This is a genomic window from Kribbella sp. NPDC003557, from assembly GCF_040610805.1.
In the GTDB taxonomy this organism is placed as follows: Bacteria; Actinomycetota; Actinomycetes; order Propionibacteriales; family Kribbellaceae; genus Kribbella.
Window position 1 is genome coordinate 150,128 of record NZ_JBEXMY010000013.1, and the last position, 17,893, is coordinate 168,020.

Here is a 17,893-nt window from a genome sequence, read left to right on the forward strand (position 1 = left end):
CCGTGGGTTCCGCGACAGCCCACGGGCGCGGCTCGGGTCTGTCACGCTGACCTGCTCTGGTACTGCGTGCGCAGGACGGCCGCGCCGAGTTGTCCCGGTACCGCGCACGGTGGGTTGCGCGACAGCCTGCGGGCGCGGGTCGGGTCTGTCACGCTGAACTGCTTTGGTACTGCGTGAAAAGGTCGGCCTCGCCGAGCTGTCCCGGCTTCAGCAACACCTGCAGACCGTCAAGCTCCGGCGCAGCAGCCGACGTACGACACAGATGCACTCCGGGTGCGATCGGCTGAGTTGGACCTGCCAGCTCGAGGGCACTGATGCCAAGCTGCCGCAACACCTGGCCGGATGTATCCCCACCTGCGACAACTACCCGGCGCACGGCCGTCGCCGCGACAACTCCATGCACAACCTCAGCAAGACCAGCCGGCACCTGCTCGAGATCCTCACGACCAAGCTCATTCGTGTGCACAACAACCCCCTCCGCCCCATCCGCGAACGCACCAACCGCCCTCCCCACCACACCATCCACCAGCGGCAACACCACCCACCCCGCGCGCCGCGCCCACTCAATCTGCTCCGCAGTACGCGAGGACTGACTGCCCGAAACCACCAAGACCGCCGCGCTCAGGTTTGGCGAGGCGTCAGCAGCCACCCCGCTCGCGTGTGGCGAGGCCGGGCGATCCAGCGCGCTGACGTGTGGTGTGGGCGTACCGGCCGGGCCGCTCGCGGCGGGCGAAGCGGCAGGAGCCGTGCCGTTCCCGCTTGACGAGGCCGGGCGATCCACCGCGGTGACGTGTGGTGTGGGTGTGCCGGCCGGGCCGCTCGCGGCGGGCGAGGCGGTGGCAGCGCTGCCGTTCCCGCTTGGTGAACCATCCACCGCGCTCGCGTGTGGCGTGGGCGTATCTGCCGCCTGGCTCGGGTCGTGGGAGGTGGTGGTGCCTGTTCCGTTCGCATTTGGTGAGGCTGGACCATGCGCCGCGCTTGTGTGTGGCGAGGGGGTATCTGCCGTCCGGCTCAGGTCTTGGGAGGCGGCGGTGCCTGTTTCGTTCGCGTTTGGCGAGGCGGGACCAACTGATCTGCGAGCAGGTCGAAGGGCCGAGCCGATGGCTTGGGACAGGCCGCCTGAGCCGATGGCGAAGCGGACCTCTCCCGGTGTCAGGGCTGCCACGATCGCCTGTCCGAGCGTTCGTAGGTCCTCGTCGGTCAAGGCGTCGAGTAGGACCGCGGCGGCGTCATCGGGCGTCGGCAGGCTGGTTGGGTGGGCGGGGTAGGCGGTCAGGTGGAGGGCGGTTATCGGGAGGGAGGTTTGGTGGGAGAGGTGTCGGCGGAGGTCGGATTCGTGCATGGGGGTGGCGGGATGGGTGGACATGGTGGGTTGGCGGTCGAGGCGGTGGATCGTGCCGGCTTCGGCGGCGAAGTGGTGGCTGAAGACGGTGTAGCGGCCAAGCTCCGGTTGCGCGATGAGGATGGGAACGACGGCGGGACCACAGACCTCCCGCCCGATCTCCAACGCACGACCGATGCTGCCGCGGGTGGGGGAGGAGTCGGCGGTCGAGCAGACCTTGTACTGCAGCACGCGCGGCCCGAGGTCCTGCAGGGCATTCAGCACCGGGCGCAGCTCAGCCTCCTGCTCGTCCGGCGGCAACGACCGCGCGATGCCCGCGACACCGATCACGTCGTACCGCTCGGCCAGCTCCCGCAGCTCACGTGCCGACGGCAACGTCACGAGCAACACCGACCGCAGCCCGGCCCGAGCGAACTGCACCATCGCATCCGTAGAGCCGGTGAAGTCGTCGCCGTAGAAGGCTGCCTCAACCACGGCCGTGGCCGAACTTTTGTAGGGCCTGTTGGAGTGCGGGATGCTGGCTGGCGGCTGTGGTCAGGTTGGTGCCGGATGTGGTGGCTGACCAGGCTGCGCGCATGGCGGCTACACCGGCGCTTGGTCCGCTTGGGTGGCCGTGGATGCCGCCGCCTGCTAGTACGAGGAGGTCGGTGGTGTTGGTGCGGCGGTATGTCTCGGGGGCCAGCCCGGGGGTCTGGCCGGAGGAGAGTACGGGCAGGGTCTCGTAGCCTCCTAGCAGTGGTGTGCGGACGGCCGTGATGGAGCGTAGGACCTCCTCGTCGGTCTCGTAGAACTTGTTGGACAGGCCGTTGGTGTGCAGGTGATCGGCGCCGGCCAGGCGCGCGAGCTTGGACCAGGCGACGTAGTCGATGCCGAGCTGTGGTGCGCGGGTGTAGACGCCGGTCATCGCGCGGTGGCCGTGGATGGGCAGGGCGCAGCGTTCGCGCAGCCAGGCGAGGCCGGTGAAGCCGACGAGGTTGACGCACACCATGACGCAGGTGCCGCCGGATGCCCGGACCAGGTCGTGGTTGGCGGCCATGCGGTCGAGGTCGTCGGTGATGTTGAACGCGTACATGGGGCGGCGACCCGTCCGCGCGGCGACCTTGTCGAGCTCCTCGGTGACGACTGCCACGCGGTCGGCGAGCGGGGAGTGCGGCGGGTTGCCCATCAGCTCGTCGTCCTTGATGAAGTCGATCCCCGCTTCGGCGAGCTCGCGGACGACCAGGCGGAGCTCTTCCGGCGGCAGGCCGATGCTCGGTTTCACGATCGTGCCGAGGAGGACGCCGTCCGGCCGGTCGAGCAGCTCGCGCGTCCCACGGACGCCGAACCGCGGTCCTGGATAGCGCTCGGCGAAGGGTGCCGGGAGATCGAGGTCGAGCAGTCGTATCCCGGCCAGTTGCCGAAGCTCGAACAGGTTCCCCGCCACCGCGGCCAGCAAGTTGGGCAAGGAAGGCCCGAAGTTGTCGAGCCCGAAGGCCACCCGCACTCGCGCGCTCCGCTTGACCTCCGGTGAAGCTCCTGCGGTGGTGGCGACGGTTGGTGTTGGGTGGGTTGCTCCGGGGAGGTCGGGGTTGCCGGTGGGGGGAAGTTCTTCGATCGACACGACTCGGGCGGCGAAGCGTTCGCGGAGCTCGGGGGTTTCGCGGGCGACGGCTGTGAAGGTGCCTGTGGACTGTTCGCCGGCGATGGCTTCGGCGGCTTGGGACAGGGGGAGGTAGGTCTCGATCAGGTAGGTGGCGACGACCTCGTGGGCGCTCATCGGGTCGGGTCGATCTGCGTCTTGAGGTGGGCGGCGCCGCTGTCGATCGCCGCCAGAGTTTCCGGTGTACGGCCGAGTGGCACGACGTCGGAGATGTACGGACGGACGTCGAGAGTCCGCGTGTTGACGAGACGTGCGGCCGCCGCGAAATCGGCCGGTGTGTAGATCGTCGAGCCCTGCACTGTGACCTCCTTGAGAACCACCGGATTCAGATCAACCGTCAACGCGCCGCCGAACATGGGCAGCAGCACCACCTGCCCACGCGGTCTGCACAACGCCAGCGCCTCCGCCAGGCACCCCGGATGCCCGGACGCCACGACGACCACGTCGAACCCGTCGCCACCACTCGCCTCGAGCCCGATCGCCGTCAGGTCCGATGCGAGCGGATCCACCACGAACTCGACCCCTTGCGCGACCAGGAACTCGCGGTTGTGCTGCTTGATATCGCTCACCAGCACGGTCCGCGCACCGCGATGCAGGCTGATCGCCGCCGCGAGGCTCCCGATCGCACCGCCGCCGAGCACGGCGACGGCGTCACCGGCCCGCACCGCCGAGGTCGAGCGCCACCCGACCGCGACCGGCTCGATCATCGCGCCCTCGCCGTACCCGATCTGGTCGTGCAGCGGCACCAGCACGCGCCCGGGCGCCGCGAAGTACTCACTCAGCATCCCCGGCCAGCCCAGGCCGGGAACGCGTTTGTGCTTGCAGAGATGGGGATTCCCGCTCTCGCACCGCGTGCAATCCCAGCAGGACAGGGCCGGAAGCACTGCGACGCGGTCGCCCGCCCGGAAGCGTGGGTCGCCTGACCTGACAACCTCGCCGGCACCCTCATGGCCCAGCACCACAGGCGGTTTGCGGAACGGATGGCGCCCGCTCCAGGTGTGCAGATCCGAGCCGCACAGCCCGACCGCGCGCATCCTGAGCAGCACGTCGCCGCCTGTCTCGGGATCCGGCACGTCGGTCACCGAAACCTGCCGCGGTGCCTCCAGAACGGCTGCTCGCACGAGGCCTCTCCTTTCGCTCGGGTCCGCCCAGTCTCCGCCAGCAAACGCCAAGAAAACAAGGCGGATCGGCCAGCCTGTGGATAGCCGGTTGACTTCGGCGGCCGCGGAGGCAAAGGTTTACCTCATGGCGACGATCCCCGTGACACTGCTGCTCGAGGACCGGGCCGCGCTGGCGATGAACGCGGTGACCGGCCTGGCCGACGACGACCTGGACGGCATCCCGTTCTTCAGTGCGAACCTGCTGGCCCGCCCGGCCCGTATGGACCACGGCGACTGGGACTACGGCTCCAGTCACGGCCGGCTCACCGACGCGATCCTGCTCACCCGGCAGATGACCGGCGGCAAGGACTGGGACCCGCGGTGGGACACGATCGCCGACCGCTACCGGCAGCGGCTGTTCGCCCTGCTGGCCGACGACGGTCTCACCTACCGCCAGATCCACCCCAAGGGCCACTGGCTGCCGAATGCGAATCTGATCGACCAGCGCGCCACCCTGCTCGCGATGACGACCGCCGTGGTCGCCGCCGACGATCCACAGGCCCGGCGGGCCGCGGACCGTCAGGTGGCCGCGCTGAAGCGCATCGCGATCAAGGAGCGCGACGTCTGGTTCTACCCGGCCTCGGAGTACACGAAGGACGGCTGGCCGTCGTCGAACGCGATCGACCTGCACCTCGCGCCGGACCCGGCGTCCTTCTCCGGCCGTCTGATCATGCCGCTGCTGCGCTACCACCAGGCTACGGGTAACACCGACGCGCTCGAGCTGTGCGAGTGGTTCGCCCGGCTGATCGTTGAGAAGAGCGGTGTGTTCAACGCGGACGGGAGCTTCAACCCGGCCCGCGCCTACCGCAGCGGTCACTTCCACACACGGGTCGGGACGCTCGAGGGTCTGGCCCGGCTGGCCCGGCACACGGGTGACCACGGGCTGACCGAGTTCGTGCGGCGCAGCTACGACTGGGTTCTCGGCGAGGCGACCAGGTTCGGCTGGACGCCGGGTGACCTCGCCGACCAGCAGTACGAGCATGAGACCTGTTCACTCGTCGACCTCATCGGCCTGGGCACGACTCTGGCCGGCAACGGGCTCACGACGTACTGGCCGGTCGTCGAGCGCTTCGTCCGCAACCACCTCGCCGCGTCGCAGCTGCAGGACGTGAGCTGGGTCGAGTCCGCGCCGGACCGCTCGCAGGACGAGCCCGGCTGGCGGACGTACGTGAACGTCGGCGAGCGCGTCCTCGGCGCGTTCTGCGGGTACGGCGCTCCGAACGACTACGTCTCCGACGTGCCGCTGGGGCGCGGCCACACCAACGACGTGCAAGCCTGCTGCGTCGGCTCCGGCGTCCGTGGACTCTTCTGGGCGTGGAACAGCATCGTCACCGGCGACAACCGGGTGCGCCGGGTCAACCTGCTGCTGACCCGCGGGCACCATGCGGTCGACGTGATCAGCCATCTGCCGGTCGAGGGCAAGGTCGAGCTGCACATCAACGAGCCGATGGAGGAGCTCCGCGTGCGCATCCCCGACTGGGCCGGGTATGCGCGGCTCAAGCTGCGCCGCGGAGACGACGAGTGGACCGGTGCCGAGCGGATCTGGGCGCCGGACGGCTACCTGTCGATCCCGAAGCCGCAGCCGGGGGAGCGGGTCGTCGTGACGTTCCCGATGGTCGAGCAGACCACCACAGAGCTTGCGGCCGGCAACGAGTTCCGGACCACCTGGCGCGGCGACGACGTGATCGCGATCGACCCGCCCGGCACGTCCCGCCCGATGTACGGAGACCGCCCGGAACACGCCGGCGGCCTGCGTGAGTACGAGCTGCACCGACCCGAGACGGAGTGGTCCTGGTGACGAAGAACTGGGTGCTGTCCGACCCGCCACGCGTGGCAGAGCTAGCTGGGCTGACGGCGTACGACCTGCGCTGCGAGCACCGGGTCGACCCGCTCGGGATCGGTACGGCGCGACCGCGGCTGAGCTGGCGGCTGACGTCGCCGGCGCGCGGCGACCGGCAGGACGCGTTCCGCGTGCGGGTGTTGCGCGACGGCGCACAGGTCTGGGACAGCGGGTGGCGGAGCGAGCCGACGACGTACGTCGACCACGGCGGTGCGCCACTGACGTCGCAGACCGACTACGTGTGGCAGGTCGACGTACGGGACACGGCCGGAGCGGTGTTGTCGGCCGAGGCGACGTTCGCGACCGGGCTCTTCCACGACGACGAGTGGGAGGCGCACTGGATCGAGCACGACTACGAGACTGATCCGTACTTCGAGCCGCCGGTGGATCGCGCGGAGCCGCGGACGGTTCGGCAGGCGACCATCGCGCCGCCGCGCTACTACCGCCGCTCGTTCGAGCTCACCCAGCCGATCACCAGGGCCCGGCTCTACGCGACCGCCCACGGGCTGTACCAGTTCCACGCCAACGGTCAGCGGATCGGCGACGACGAGCTGACGCCGGGGTGGACCGACTACCGCCGGCGCGTCGCCTACCAGACGTACGACGTGACGGAGCTGCTGCGCGCCGGTGAGAACGTGATCGGCGCCGTCCTCGGCGAGGGCTGGTGGTCCGGGTACGTTGGATGGGACACGCGGAGCCACGCGCACCACTACGGCAAGAAGCCGCAACTGCTCGCACAACTCGTCGTCGATCACGCCGACGGGTCGCGGACCGTGATCGCGACCGACGGCCGCTGGGTCGAGCATGTCGGACCGATCCGGTTCGCCGACCTGCTGATGGGCGAGTCGCACGACGCCAGGTTCGAGCTGGGTGACTGGACCGGCGCGGGGTACGACGCGAGCGAATGGGCGCCGGCCGGTGATCTCGGTGGTGACGTGTCGACACTGATCGCGGCTACGACCGACCCGGTGCGCGTGACCGAGGACGTGCCGGCGGTCGCGGTGACCGCACTCGCGCCCGGGCGCTTCATCGTCGACCTCGGGCAGAATCTGGCCGGTCGTGTGCGGTTGCGGGTGCGCGGCGCCGACGCCGGGGACCGGATCCGGCTGCGGCACGGCGAGATGCTCCAGGCCGACGGCGAGCTGTACACCGCCAACCTGCGAACGGCCGACGCCACGGACTACTTCGTCAGCTCCGGCGCGGCCGAGGAGTTCTTCGAGCCGATCTTCACCGTGCACGGCTTCCGGTACGTCGAGATCGACGGGTATCCGGGGGAGCTGACCGTCGAGGACGTGACCGGTCGGGTGCTGCACTCGGACACACCGGTCGCCGGGCGGTTCGAGTGTTCGGATCCCGGCGTCAACCAGCTGCTCAGCAACATCCGCTGGGGACAGCGCGGCAACTTCGTCAGCGTCCCGACCGACTGCCCGCAGCGTGACGAGCGCCTCGGGTGGACCGCGGACGCGCAGATCTTCCTGCCCACCGCGGCGTACCAGGCCGATGTGCTCACGTTCTTCGAGAACTGGTTCGCGGATCTCGCGGTCGCGCAGACCGACGAAGGCGCGATTCCCGACGTGATCCCGCACGTCATCACCGGCCGGCACGGTACGCCGGCCTGGGCCGACGCGGCGACGATCGTGCCCTGGACGCTGTACCGGTTCTACGGCGACGAGCGCGTGCTCCGGACCGCGTGGCCGGTGATGCGGCGCTGGGTCGAGTACGTCCATCGCGCCAATCCCGATCTGATCTGGCGGCATCGCACGAGTGGTCACTACGGCGACTGGCTGCAGGTCGGTGTGCGGACCGATCGCGACGTTCTCGCGACGGCCTACTTCGCGCGCAGCGTGGAGTTCACGGCCGCGACCGCCGAGGTGCTCGGGCTGGCGGACGAGGCCGCGGCGTACCGCGAGCTGTGGACGAAGATCGCGGCGGCGTTCGTCGCGGAGTTCGTCGATGCCGACGGCAAGATTCGCGGCGAGACCCAGACCGGGTACCTGCTGGCGCTCGCGTTCGGCTTGCTGCCGGAGGAGGCCGAGCAGGTCGCGGTCAAGCACCTGGTCGCGGACCTCGAGCTGCGTGGGCGATCGCTGACGACCGGGTTCGCCGGGGTCGCGTTGTTGTGCCCGATCCTGACCAGGTACGGATACGCCGAGTTGGCGTACGACCTGCTGCACGACGACCGGTACCCGTCGTGGGGGTACTCGATCAAGCACGGCGCGACGACGATCTGGGAGCGCTGGGACGGGTGGACGGAAGAGACCGGGTTCGGGCCGGTGGCGATGAACTCGTTCAACCACTACTCGCTCGGCTCGGTCGGCGAATGGCTGTACGGCGACGTCGCCGGAATCAGCCAGGCGCCTGAGTCGGTCGGCTTCCGCGACCTCGTCATCAAGCCGCGCCCCGGCGGCCGGCTGACGTGGGCCGAGGCGTCGTACGACATTCCCTCCGGCCGGGTCTCGACCCGCTGGGAGATCGCCGACGGCACCCTAACGCTCGACGTCACCGTCCCACCTGGCGCCGACGCGACCATCCACATCCCCACCGCGGACCCCGCCGCCGCGCAGGAGTCCGGCCACCCACTGACCGAAGCCGAAGGCCTCACCGTCCTGGAAACCACCGCCGAGACCACCACCTGCCGAGTAACCCCCGGCACCTTCCACTTCACCACCCCCGCCTGACGCCTGGAGAGGTCAGCGGCTCGTTCTGGCCCCCCGGCGTGGGGGATGGGCGGTGGAGCCTCGGACGACCAGTTCGCCTTGGAGGTGGGTGGTGGCGGTGGTGACTCTAGGGGTGAAGCGTTCCCAGGCCTGGCGGCCCAGCTCGACGGTGGAGACGGCGTACGTCGTCAGGCCGGGATCGGTGTGGGCGCTCATCGGGGCGTCGTCGATCCCGGCGACCGAGATGTCGGCAGGGACGGACAGGCCGAGCTCGCGCAGCCGGCTGAGGACGCCGACGGCGACGTGGTCGTTGAAGCAGATGATCGCGGTCGGCTGATACGTCAGCGCCTCGTCGACCGCCTCCCGCCCGTCGACGAGGGTCGAACCGCACTCCACCCGGATGATCGTGAGCCCGGACGCCTCCGGTGAGCGGAAGCCGCGTTGCCGTTGCTGGTCCGACCACGCGGCGGTCGGACCCTGCAGGTACACGATCCGCTTGTGCCCGAGCGACGCGAGATGCTCGCACAGTGCGCGGACGCCGAGGTGGTAGTCGACCACGACCGACCCGACGGCGGAGTGCCGCAGCACCCGGTTGATCAGCACCAGGCGGCGGGCCGCCTCCGCGACCTCGCGCAGGCGCGGCGTGCTCATCCGCGGCGCGCAGAGCAGCAGGCCGTCGACCCAGCGCGCGAGCTCGATCGCGGAGCGGTACTCCTGCTCCGGGTCTTCCTCGGTGCCGGCGACCAGCGTGTGGTGCTCGTCCGCGGCGGCCTCGGCGGCGATGCCTTTGAGGATCTCCGCGAAGTACGGATTGCCGAGGTCCGGTACGACGACGCCGACCGTCCGGCTGCTGCCGCGCAGCAGTGTCTGGGCCGCCGGATTCGGCCGGTAGCCGACGTCCTGGGCGGCCACCCGGACCCGGTCGGCGACCTCCGGCGACACCGGCTTGCCGCCGCTCAGCACCCGCGACACGGTCGCCGTGGACACCTCGGCCAGCCGCGCCACGTCATGGATCGTCGCACGAGCTGCGCGGTTCGCAACGGGCTTTCTCACCGCCCCATTGGACCATGAGCACAGCGCAGATCGCTGCCGGAAGCGCGATGTAAACCTTTTCCCGATTTCCCGCGGTGAACCCTTGACGTCACCGCGCGGCACTGTCACGGTTGCGAGGAAAAGGATTACCCGCCCACCGCCCCGGGCCTCTGTTGCGGCGGTCCGCGCGAGGAGATCGCCGTGCGCAATCGTCTGTTGAGCCTGTGTCTGGTCGTGCTCGCCGGAGCCGGACTGCTGACCGTGTCCGCCGGACCGGCAGCCGCCGCGAACCCGGCGACCTACGGCCCGTTCGACCCGCGGATCGAGCTCGACGGTCACTGGGGCCGCGACGACGACGTCGCGATCACGGTGAACTCGGGCTCCTCGGTCCGCTTCCGCTTCACCGGCTCACACCTCGGGGCCTTGTTCGACACCGCGTCGATCACGGTCCCCGCGCAGCTGTACGTCGCGATCGACGGCGGGGCGCCCGCGCTGCACAAGGTCGACGCGGACCAGAAGGTGTTCGCCGACGACCTGGACCCGACGGTCGCGCACACCGCCGAGATCCTGGTCAAGGACGTCGACGAGTACGAGAACCGCTGGAACGTCCCGCTGCAGACCGGCGTCGTGCTGGAGAAGATCGAGCTCGCCCCCGACGCCAAGCTGATCCCGTTGCCGACCACGGCCGAGCACCGGATCGAGTTCTACGGCGACTCGATCACCCAGGGCGTGATGGCCCTGTGCGCCGAGCTCGGCACCGACTGCGCGGACGGCACCAAGGCGTACCCGCACCTGGTCGGCGAGGCGTTCGGCGCCGACATCACCCAGGTCGGCTTCGGCAAGCAGGGCATCCTGCAGCCGGGGCACGGCAACGTCGGGACCGCCGCCGACTCGTTCGGCCTGAATCTGGCCGGCTTCCCCACAACGGACCCCGAGCCGGGTGCCGCCGTCGTCAACTTCGGCACGAACGACGCGGCGTACGGCAGCGCGGAGTTCACCGCGGGGTATGTCGCCTATCTGCGGCAGATCCGGGCGGCCGATCCGAAGACGCTGATCGTCGCCCTGCGCCCCTTCAACGGGACGCACGCGGACGACATCAAGGCGGCGGTTGCCGCGATGAAGGACCGGCGGATCGTGTACGTCGACACGACCGGGTGGCTCGGGGCCGGAGACTTCAACGGGAGTACGCATCCGAATGTGCAGGGGCACCAGGTTGCGGCCGCGAAGCTGACGGCTGTGCTGAAGGGGCTCACCGGGTGGGCTACCGGGGCGGCCGGTGCTGTGAGGCTGTCGCCGCAGGGGCCGGAGGACGCGACCTGCTCGGACACGGCGTTGAGCATGAGCTTCCAGGGACCGGTGCGGCTCGGCGTGAGCGGAAAGCTGCAGATCCACAAGGCGAACGGCGACGTCGTCGACACCATCAGCCTGACGGACCTCGCGTCGTTCCAGCGCACGGTCGGTGGCGCGCGGACGGACTTCGACCAGGTGCACCGCTGGATGTACCAGGCGGTCGTGGTCGACGGGCGCACGGTGACCGTGTATCCGCACCAGCGGCTGGACGCCGGCCAGGTGTACTACGTGACCGTGGACCCCGGCTTCGTCGTCGGAAACGCCGGCATCACCGACTGGCGGTTCCGGACGCGGCAGGATCCGAGGAGCGACGGCCAGCTGACCGTCGGGCGCGGCAAGGACTTCTGTACGGTGCAGAGCGCCGTCGATTTCGTTGCCGAAGGCCACAAGTCGACAATTGACGTCGCACCGGGCTTGTACCGGGAGCTCGTCTGGGTGCCGCCGACCAAGCCCGGCATCACGATCCGCGGCGCGGGCGCCGGCAAGACCGTCATCGGGTACCCCAACAACAACCTGCTGAACGGCGACTCCGCGATGGGCAGCGTCCCGATGGAGCAGTCGTACTGCCAGCGCCGCGTCATCCCGCAGTCCGACCGGTTCAACTGCTGGCGGTCCGCGATGGCCGTCTTCGCCGACGACTTCACGATGACCGACGTGACCGTGCAGAACCTGACGCCGTACCGCGGCTCGCAGGCCGAGGCGTTCTTCGGGAACGGGAGCCGGATCGTGCTCGCCCGGGTCCGCATCCTCGGGTACCAGGACAGCCTGCGCCTGCAAGGCCAGGCGTTCGTGACGAACAGCTACGTCGAGGGCGACGTGGACTTCGTGTGGGGGACCGGCGGCGTCTTCCTGCAGGACTCCGAGCTGAAGGCGCTCCACGAGGGCTACTACAACCAGGTCCGCAACATCGACAACGGGCCCGGCAACATCTTCGTGCGCGTGCGGCTGACCCGCGCGCCGGGTGTGCCCGACGACAGCGTGTTCCTGGCTCGCGCCGAGCTGAGCCGGTTCCCGACCAGCCAGGCCGTGTTCATCGACTCCGCGATGGACGGCCACGTGAAGAAGACCGGCTGGCAGATCACCAGCCCCAACGACTGCGCGGCCGCAGGCCAGATCCGGTTCTGGGAGTACCACAGCACCGACCTGGCCGGTCAGCCGCTCGACACCAGCACCCGACTGGCCTGCTCCCGGCAGCTCGGCGACGAGGAGGCAGCGCAGCTGCGCGACCCGTCGTTCGTGTTCGGCGGATGGCACCCGGTCGTTCCCCGCCTCGAAAGGTGATCCATGATGAAGAACGTCAACCGTCGGGCCATTCTCGGAGGTGCTCTCGCCGTGACTGCCGGCAGCGCGACCGGATGGCCGCTGACGGCGGCCGCGACGGAGGTCCCCGCGGGCGGTGTGCAGCCGCACCCGGCGCCGCGCCCCGTCGCACCGGTGAATGCTGAGATCGCGGCCGCCCACGCGGCGACGTACAAGACGCTGCCGCAGGTCGTCGTCGGCGTGGACGTCGAGGAGCTGATGAAGATCCACACCGCCGCCGACGCGGACGCGCTGCGGCCGCGGCTGGTCGCGCAGGTGTGGAAGGACACCGGCGTCCTGCCGACCGGGCTGCCGGCTGTACGGCGCGACGTCGGCGTCCCGCCCGAGCTGCCGGCGTTCACCGGCGTGCGGCGCTACGACAAGCTCGACGTGGCGATGGAGTTCGGGTACGTCGCGACCGTGTTCCTGCTCGAGCCGACGCAGAGCACGCACCGGCGGGTCGCGTTCTACCACAACGGCCACGGTGAGGGCCTGGACACGATGCAGCGGGTCGCGCAGGGTCTGCTCGACCACGGGTACACCGTACTGCTGTTCGCGATGCCGTTCTACCACTGGAACCCGAAGACCCTGCAGGACCCGGCCGACCCGACCAAGCAACTGCAGCCGTCGCACAACGACCTGCCGCAGTGGGCCTCGGCCACCTACTCACCGCTCGCGCTGTTCCTCACGCCGCCGGCGGTCGCGATGAACTACGTGCAGGCGACGTACCGGCCGTCGTCGGTGCAGATGATCGGGCTGTCCGGCGGCGGCTGGGCGACGAGCGTGTACCCGGCGCTGGACACGCGGATCACCCGGTCGTACCCGACGGCCGGCTCGCTGCCGTTCTTCGTCCGGCCGGGGTCGCCGAAGCCGAGCCCGACCCGCGGCGACTGGGAGCAGCGGCTGGACATGCAGCCCGGGTTCTACGGGCTGGCCGACTTCCCCGACTTCTACGCGCTCGCCGCCGTCGGGCCGCACCGGCGGCAGATGCAGATCCTCAACCGGTTCGACGAGTGCTGCTTCAACGGCGTCGGCCACCGGTCGTACGAGGCGGCGGTGCGGCAGCGGATCGCCGTGATCGGGACCGATGCGGTGAGCAACGAGTCCAACGGCCACTGGGAGCTGCTGGAGGACGCGACCCACGGCGACCACACGATCAGCCCGTACGCGTTGTCGGTGATCCTGTGGGACCTGGACGTCCACTGCGCGCACCTGCCGTAGCGGTCAGCGGATCTGGTGGACGTCCTTCACCGGACGGCCGTTGACCGTGACGTTGTCGAAGCTCAGCGCCGTGTGCTGCACGGTGCTGGGCTGGTCGACGGTGAACGCGCAGTCCACCAGCCGGAAGTCCTCGATCCGCGCGTGCCGGTAGCCGCGCAGCAGCAGCGCGTTGCGCGCGTGCTCCACCTGCACGCCGCGGAGCTCGACGTTCCTCACCGACGGCGTGAGTGGACCGGCCTCTCCCTCGCCGCGATGGAAGTTGCACTGGACGACTTCCTTCGCGACGTCGGTGACGGTGATGTCGCGCAGGTAGACGTTCTCCACGAAGCCGCCGCGGACCGCGTTGGTCTTGATGTACAGCGCGAAGTACGGTCCGCCGATCCGGCAGTTACGGACGTAGACGTTGCGGACGCCGCCGGTCAGGTCGGACCCGAGCGTGATCGCGCCGTACTTGACCCGCAGCTCGCAGTCCTCGATCAGCACGTCCTCGGTCGGCACGTCCACGCGCAGCCCGTCCGCCTCGCGCCCGGACTTGAGCGCGATGCAGTCGTCGCCGGCGTCGATCACGCAGCCTGAGACGACCACCGAGCGGCACGACTCGAGGTCGATACCGTCGTTGTTCGGCCCTTGCGAGTCGATCACCAGGTCGCGGATCGTCACGTTGCGGCAGAGCACCGGGTGGATCTGCCAGAACGGTGAGCGCACCACGGTCACGCCCTCGATCAGCACGTTGGTGCAGTCGTAAGGCTGCACGAACGACGACCGCAGGCGGGTGCCGCGCACCCTGTCCTCGAGCGGTACGCCGTACCAGCTCTGTTCGCGGAGTGTCCGGAACTCGTCGTCACACTCGTGGAACCATTGCCACCAGCTGTCCCACGAGCCCTGGCCGTCGAGCGTGCCGGTGCCGGTGATCGCGATGTCGGTGCAGCCGTTCGCGTAGATCATCGGCGCGTGGTTGAGGACGTCGAGACCTTCGTACCGCGTCTCGACGAGCGGGAGGTAGTCGGCCGGGTCGGTGCTGAACAACAGCGTGGCGCCGTCGCTGACGTGCAGCTCGACGGACGACAGCAGGCGGATCCCGGTGGTGTGCCAGCGGCCGGGCGGTACGACGACGCGCCCACCGCCGGACGCGTGGCAGGCGGCGATCGCGGCAGTGATCCCGGGGCCGGCGTTCGCCTCGACCGCGCCGTACGAGGTGATCGGGAAGTCGACGGCGGGAAAGGCCGGCGGCCGGACGCCGGCCAGAATGCGGTCGGCGTCCGGCCAGCCGGCCGGGTGAACGGTGTCCGGAGCGGTCACGTGAGCTGGGCCGGATCGGTGATCAGCTGACCGTTGACAGTGAAGTTCTGGAACGTGAGCTCCGTGTCCTGGATCGAGCTGGCGGCGTCGATGCTGGTGTACGTGCAGTCGATCAGCCGGAAGTCCTGGATCGGCGAGCGCGGGTACCCGAAGATCGAGAACGCGTTCCGGGCGTGGCCGACGTTCACGTTGCGCAGCTCGACGTTGCGCACCCGCGGCGTCAGCGGGCCGACGTCGCCCTCGCTGCGGTAGAAGTTGCAGGACACGACTTCCTTGGTCAGGTTCGAGATCTCCAGGTCGCGCAGGTAGATGTTCTCGGCGAAGCCGCCGCGCACCGAGTTGGTCTTGATGTAGAGCCCGAAGTACAGGTTCGGGCTGCCGATCGTGCAGTTGCGGACGAACACGTTCCGGACGCCGCCGGTCATCTCGCTGCCGATCGTGATCGCGCCGTACCGGATGTTCAGCGTGCAGTTCTCGATCAGGATGTTCTCCGACGGCACGTTGATCCGTAGGCCGTCGGCGCCCTTGCCGGACTTGATCGCGATGCAGTCGTCGCCGCAGTTCAGCGTGCAGTCCTGGATGTGGACGTACTGCGAACTCTCCGGGTTGACGCCGTCGTTGTTCGGGCCGCGGCTGTCGATGGTCAGGCCGCGGACGGTGACGTTGCGGGACAGCACCGGGTGGATCTCCCAGAACGGCGACCGCAGGATCGTCAGGCCCTCGATCAGCACGTTGCGGCAGGACTGCGTCTCGATGAACGCGGCGCGCAGGTGGTGACCGTCGCCGAACACGCGGTCCGCGACCGGTACGCCGTCCGCCGCCATCTGCTGCAGCGCCTGGGCGTCCGGGCCGGAAGGCGTGACCCAGGACCACCAGTTGTCCCAGGTCGCGCCGCCGTCGAGGGTGCCGCTGCCGGTGACGGCGATGTTCTCGCAGTCGCGGGCGTAGATGAACGGCGAGTAGTTCATGCACTCCTGACCCTCGAAGCGGGTCAGGACGACGGGCAGGTAGTCGCCGGGGTCGGTGCTGAAGAGCAGCGTGGCACCGGCGGAGACGTGCAGGTTGACGTTGGACTTCAGGTGGATCGCGCCGGTGAGGAAGGTGCCGGCCGGTACGACGACGCGGCCGCCGCCGGCTCGGTGACAGGCGTCGATCGCCTTCGCGATGGCGTCCGTAGCGAGCGTGACACCGCCCGGAACGGCGCCGAAGCTGGTGATGGAGAAGTCGCGCGCCGGGAATCGTGGTGGCTTGGTGTTGCGCAGGATCTCTCCGACCTGGCCCCAGCCGGGGCCGGGGTCGGCGGCGATGCCGGACGCGTCGAGCGCCCCCACACTCCCGGCTGCGCCGGCACCGCTCCCCATGCCACTACCGGCGGTGGCCGCCGCGGGCGCGGCGCCTGCGGCGACGGCGGCGGCTGATGCCGCCGCGGCGGCGCCGAGGCGGAGGAAGGTTTTTCGGTTCAGATCGTTCATGGGAGGCTCCTTCAGTTGTCGACGCGGGTGCCGTTGATCCAGACCTGGTCCAGGCGCAGGCCTTCGACGTTCTCGATCACGTTGTCCTCGGTGATCGCGTCGAAGCGGCACTGGTGCAGGCGGATGTCGCGCAGCGGGTCGTCGGTGAGGCCGAGCAGGTTCAGGGCGCGCGGCGCGGACGCCACGGTGAGCCGGCTGATCGTGATGCCGTGCACGTCCGGCGGATAGCCGCCGGTGGTCACGTTGGCGTAGTTGAGCACGATCTCGATGGCCGAGTCGGCGGCCTGGCCGACCTCGACCCGGCGGACGTCGATGTTCGCGATCGTGCCGCCGCGGTTCGGGTTGCTCTTGATCCGGATCGCGCGTTCGAGGTGCGGGCTGCTCATCCGGCAGTCCCGGACGAAGAGGTCCAGCACGCCGCCGCTGGTCTCACTGCCGGCCGTCACGCCGCCGTTCCCGTCGGCCATCTCGCAGTTCCGGACGACGGCGTACCGGGCCGGGACGTTCACGCGCCGGCCGTCGGCGTCCTTACCGGACTTGAACGCGATGCAGTCGTCGCCGGTGGAGATCGTGCAGTTCTCGATCAGCACGTCGGTGCAGGACTCCGGGTCGATGCCGTCGTTGTTCGGCCCGTCCGGGCTGTCGACGGTCACGCCGCGGATCGTCACGTTGCGGCAGAGCACCGGGTGCAGGTTCCACATCGGCGAGTCCTTGACCGTGATGCCCTCGAGCAGCACGTTCTCGCAGCGGTTGAACTGCAGCAGGTTCGGCCGCAGGTTGTGGCCGGCGCCGAACACCCGCTGCTCGACCGGGACACCGGCCTCGGCCATCTGGATCAGCAGTGTCTTGTCCGGTCCCTCGTTAGGCGGCGGACCGCCGGTCCAGTCCCACCAGTGCGTCGCGTCGGCGCGGCCGTCCAGCACGCCGGCGCCGGTGACCGCGATGTCGCGCTGACCGTAGGCGTAGACGAAGGCGGAGTAGTTGTAGCACTCCGTCCCCTCGTAACGCGTCGGCACGACCGGGAGGTACGCGGCCGGGTCCTGGCTGAACGCCAGGCGTGCACCGGCCGCCAGATGCAGGTCGACGCGACTCAGCAGGTGGACGGCGCCGGTGCGGTAGTCGCCGGCCGGCACGACGACGTGGCCGCCGCCGTCGCGGTGGCAGGTCTCGATCGCTGTCCGGATCGCGGCCGTGCAGTCGGTGGCGTCGTCGCCGACGGCGCCGAAGTCGGTCACGTCGTACCGGCGGTCGGGGAACCGCGGCGGGCGGATCCGGCCGAGGATGGCGGCGATCTGCGCGTCGGCGGCCGCCTCCGGGGCGAGCGCGGCGGCGGCCGGGGCGGTGCCGCCGCCGATCAGGGATCCGCCGACCACGGATCCGCCGGTCAGAGCGGCTCCGCCGGCGAACAGGACGGTACGGCGACGAACAGGGGCGGTCATCCGCGGCCTCCTAGAATGCAAACGATTGCAACCGATCGTGCCCGGAGACCGCGAGGGTGTCAACGCCTGGGCTTGACCGTGGCGGAATCTCTTGGATACTTGCGGGCAAAGCTTTACCTCACCCCGCCCCTGAGGAAGGTTCC

The 17,893-nt window shown here is 69.7% G+C and carries 11 protein-coding genes; 4 read left to right on the forward strand and 7 right to left on the reverse strand.

Going from position 1 to position 17,893, the window contains the following annotated elements; translation table 11 throughout:
- Positions 1 to 148 precede the first annotated feature (148 nt).
- From ABZW60_RS38980 to ABZW60_RS38990, 3 genes are read right to left on the reverse strand one after another with little or no spacing between them, the layout of a single operon-like run.
- On the reverse strand, positions 149 to 1,816 hold the full coding sequence (locus ABZW60_RS38980; RefSeq protein WP_355485688.1) for a four-carbon acid sugar kinase family protein: 1,668 nt from the start codon (positions 1,814 to 1,816) through the stop codon (positions 149 to 151).
- Positions 1,809 to 3,098, reverse strand: coding sequence for a RuBisCO large subunit C-terminal-like domain-containing protein (locus ABZW60_RS38985; RefSeq protein WP_355485689.1), 1,290 nt, complete (start codon positions 3,096 to 3,098; stop codon positions 1,809 to 1,811). The genes ABZW60_RS38980 and ABZW60_RS38985 overlap by 8 nt, the downstream gene beginning before the upstream one ends.
- A complete protein-coding gene (locus ABZW60_RS38990; protein ID WP_355485690.1) occupies positions 3,095 to 4,102 on the reverse strand; it encodes an alcohol dehydrogenase catalytic domain-containing protein in 1,008 nt (335 codons plus the stop codon). The genes ABZW60_RS38985 and ABZW60_RS38990 overlap by 4 nt, the downstream gene beginning before the upstream one ends.
- A 124-nt stretch (positions 4,103 to 4,226) precedes the next feature.
- Here ABZW60_RS38990 and ABZW60_RS38995 point away from each other — a divergent pair, with 124 nt between their 5' ends.
- On the forward strand, positions 4,227 to 5,939 hold the full coding sequence (locus tag ABZW60_RS38995; RefSeq protein WP_355485691.1) for a hypothetical protein: 1,713 nt from the start codon (positions 4,227 to 4,229) through the stop codon (positions 5,937 to 5,939).
- Entirely contained in the window at positions 5,936 to 8,659 is a 2,724-nt protein-coding gene (locus ABZW60_RS39000) for a glycoside hydrolase family 78 protein (protein WP_355485692.1), read from the forward strand. The genes ABZW60_RS38995 and ABZW60_RS39000 overlap by 4 nt, the downstream gene beginning before the upstream one ends.
- A 12-nt stretch (positions 8,660 to 8,671) precedes the next feature.
- Here ABZW60_RS39000 and ABZW60_RS39005 read toward each other — a convergent pair whose 3' ends face one another.
- Positions 8,672 to 9,691, reverse strand: coding sequence for a LacI family DNA-binding transcriptional regulator (locus ABZW60_RS39005; RefSeq protein ID WP_355485693.1), 1,020 nt, complete (start codon positions 9,689 to 9,691; stop codon positions 8,672 to 8,674).
- A gap of 180 nt (positions 9,692 to 9,871) precedes the next feature.
- Here ABZW60_RS39005 and ABZW60_RS39010 point away from each other — a divergent pair, with 180 nt between their 5' ends.
- Together ABZW60_RS39010 and ABZW60_RS39015 are read left to right on the forward strand one after the other, a co-directional pair.
- Positions 9,872 to 12,301: a pectinesterase family protein gene (locus tag ABZW60_RS39010; protein ID WP_355485694.1), complete on the forward strand. Its 2,430-nt coding sequence runs from the start codon at positions 9,872 to 9,874 to the stop codon at positions 12,299 to 12,301.
- A 51-nt stretch (positions 12,302 to 12,352) separates the two neighbouring features.
- A complete protein-coding gene (locus ABZW60_RS39015; protein WP_355485695.1) occupies positions 12,353 to 13,540 on the forward strand; it encodes a hypothetical protein in 1,188 nt (395 codons plus the stop codon).
- A gap of 3 nt (positions 13,541 to 13,543) precedes the next feature.
- Here ABZW60_RS39015 and ABZW60_RS39020 read toward each other — a convergent pair whose 3' ends face one another.
- The 3 genes from ABZW60_RS39020 to ABZW60_RS39030 are packed head-to-tail and all read right to left on the reverse strand — an operon-like array spanning position 13,544 to position 17,750.
- Positions 13,544 to 14,839, reverse strand: coding sequence for a glycoside hydrolase family 28 protein (locus tag ABZW60_RS39020; protein ID WP_355485696.1), 1,296 nt, complete (start codon positions 14,837 to 14,839; stop codon positions 13,544 to 13,546).
- Positions 14,836 to 16,311, reverse strand: a complete 1,476-nt coding sequence (locus ABZW60_RS39025) for a glycoside hydrolase family 28 protein (protein ID WP_355485697.1) — start codon at positions 16,309 to 16,311, stop codon at positions 14,836 to 14,838. The genes ABZW60_RS39020 and ABZW60_RS39025 overlap by 4 nt, the downstream gene beginning before the upstream one ends.
- A gap of 11 nt (positions 16,312 to 16,322) precedes the next feature.
- Positions 16,323 to 17,750 carry a glycoside hydrolase family 28 protein gene (locus ABZW60_RS39030; protein ID WP_355485698.1) on the reverse strand — a complete coding sequence of 476 codons (1,428 nt, stop codon included), beginning with the start codon at positions 17,748 to 17,750 and terminating at the stop codon, positions 16,323 to 16,325.
- Positions 17,751 to 17,893 lie beyond the last annotated feature (143 nt).

What these genes read in the sequence shown, in the direction of transcription:
- ABZW60_RS38995 (WP_355485691.1), top strand. Translation starts at nt 4,227, where the DNA reads ATGGCGACGATCCCCGTGACACTGCTGCTCGAGGACCGGGCCGCGCTG.
- ABZW60_RS38985 (WP_355485689.1), bottom strand. Translation starts at nt 3,098, where the DNA reads ATGAGCGCCCACGAGGTCGTCGCCACCTACCTGATCGAGACCTACCTC.
- ABZW60_RS39030 (WP_355485698.1), bottom strand. Translation starts at nt 17,750, where the DNA reads ATGACCGCCCCTGTTCGTCGCCGTACCGTCCTGTTCGCCGGCGGAGCC.
- ABZW60_RS39025 (WP_355485697.1), bottom strand. Translation starts at nt 16,311, where the DNA reads ATGAACGATCTGAACCGAAAAACCTTCCTCCGCCTCGGCGCCGCCGCG.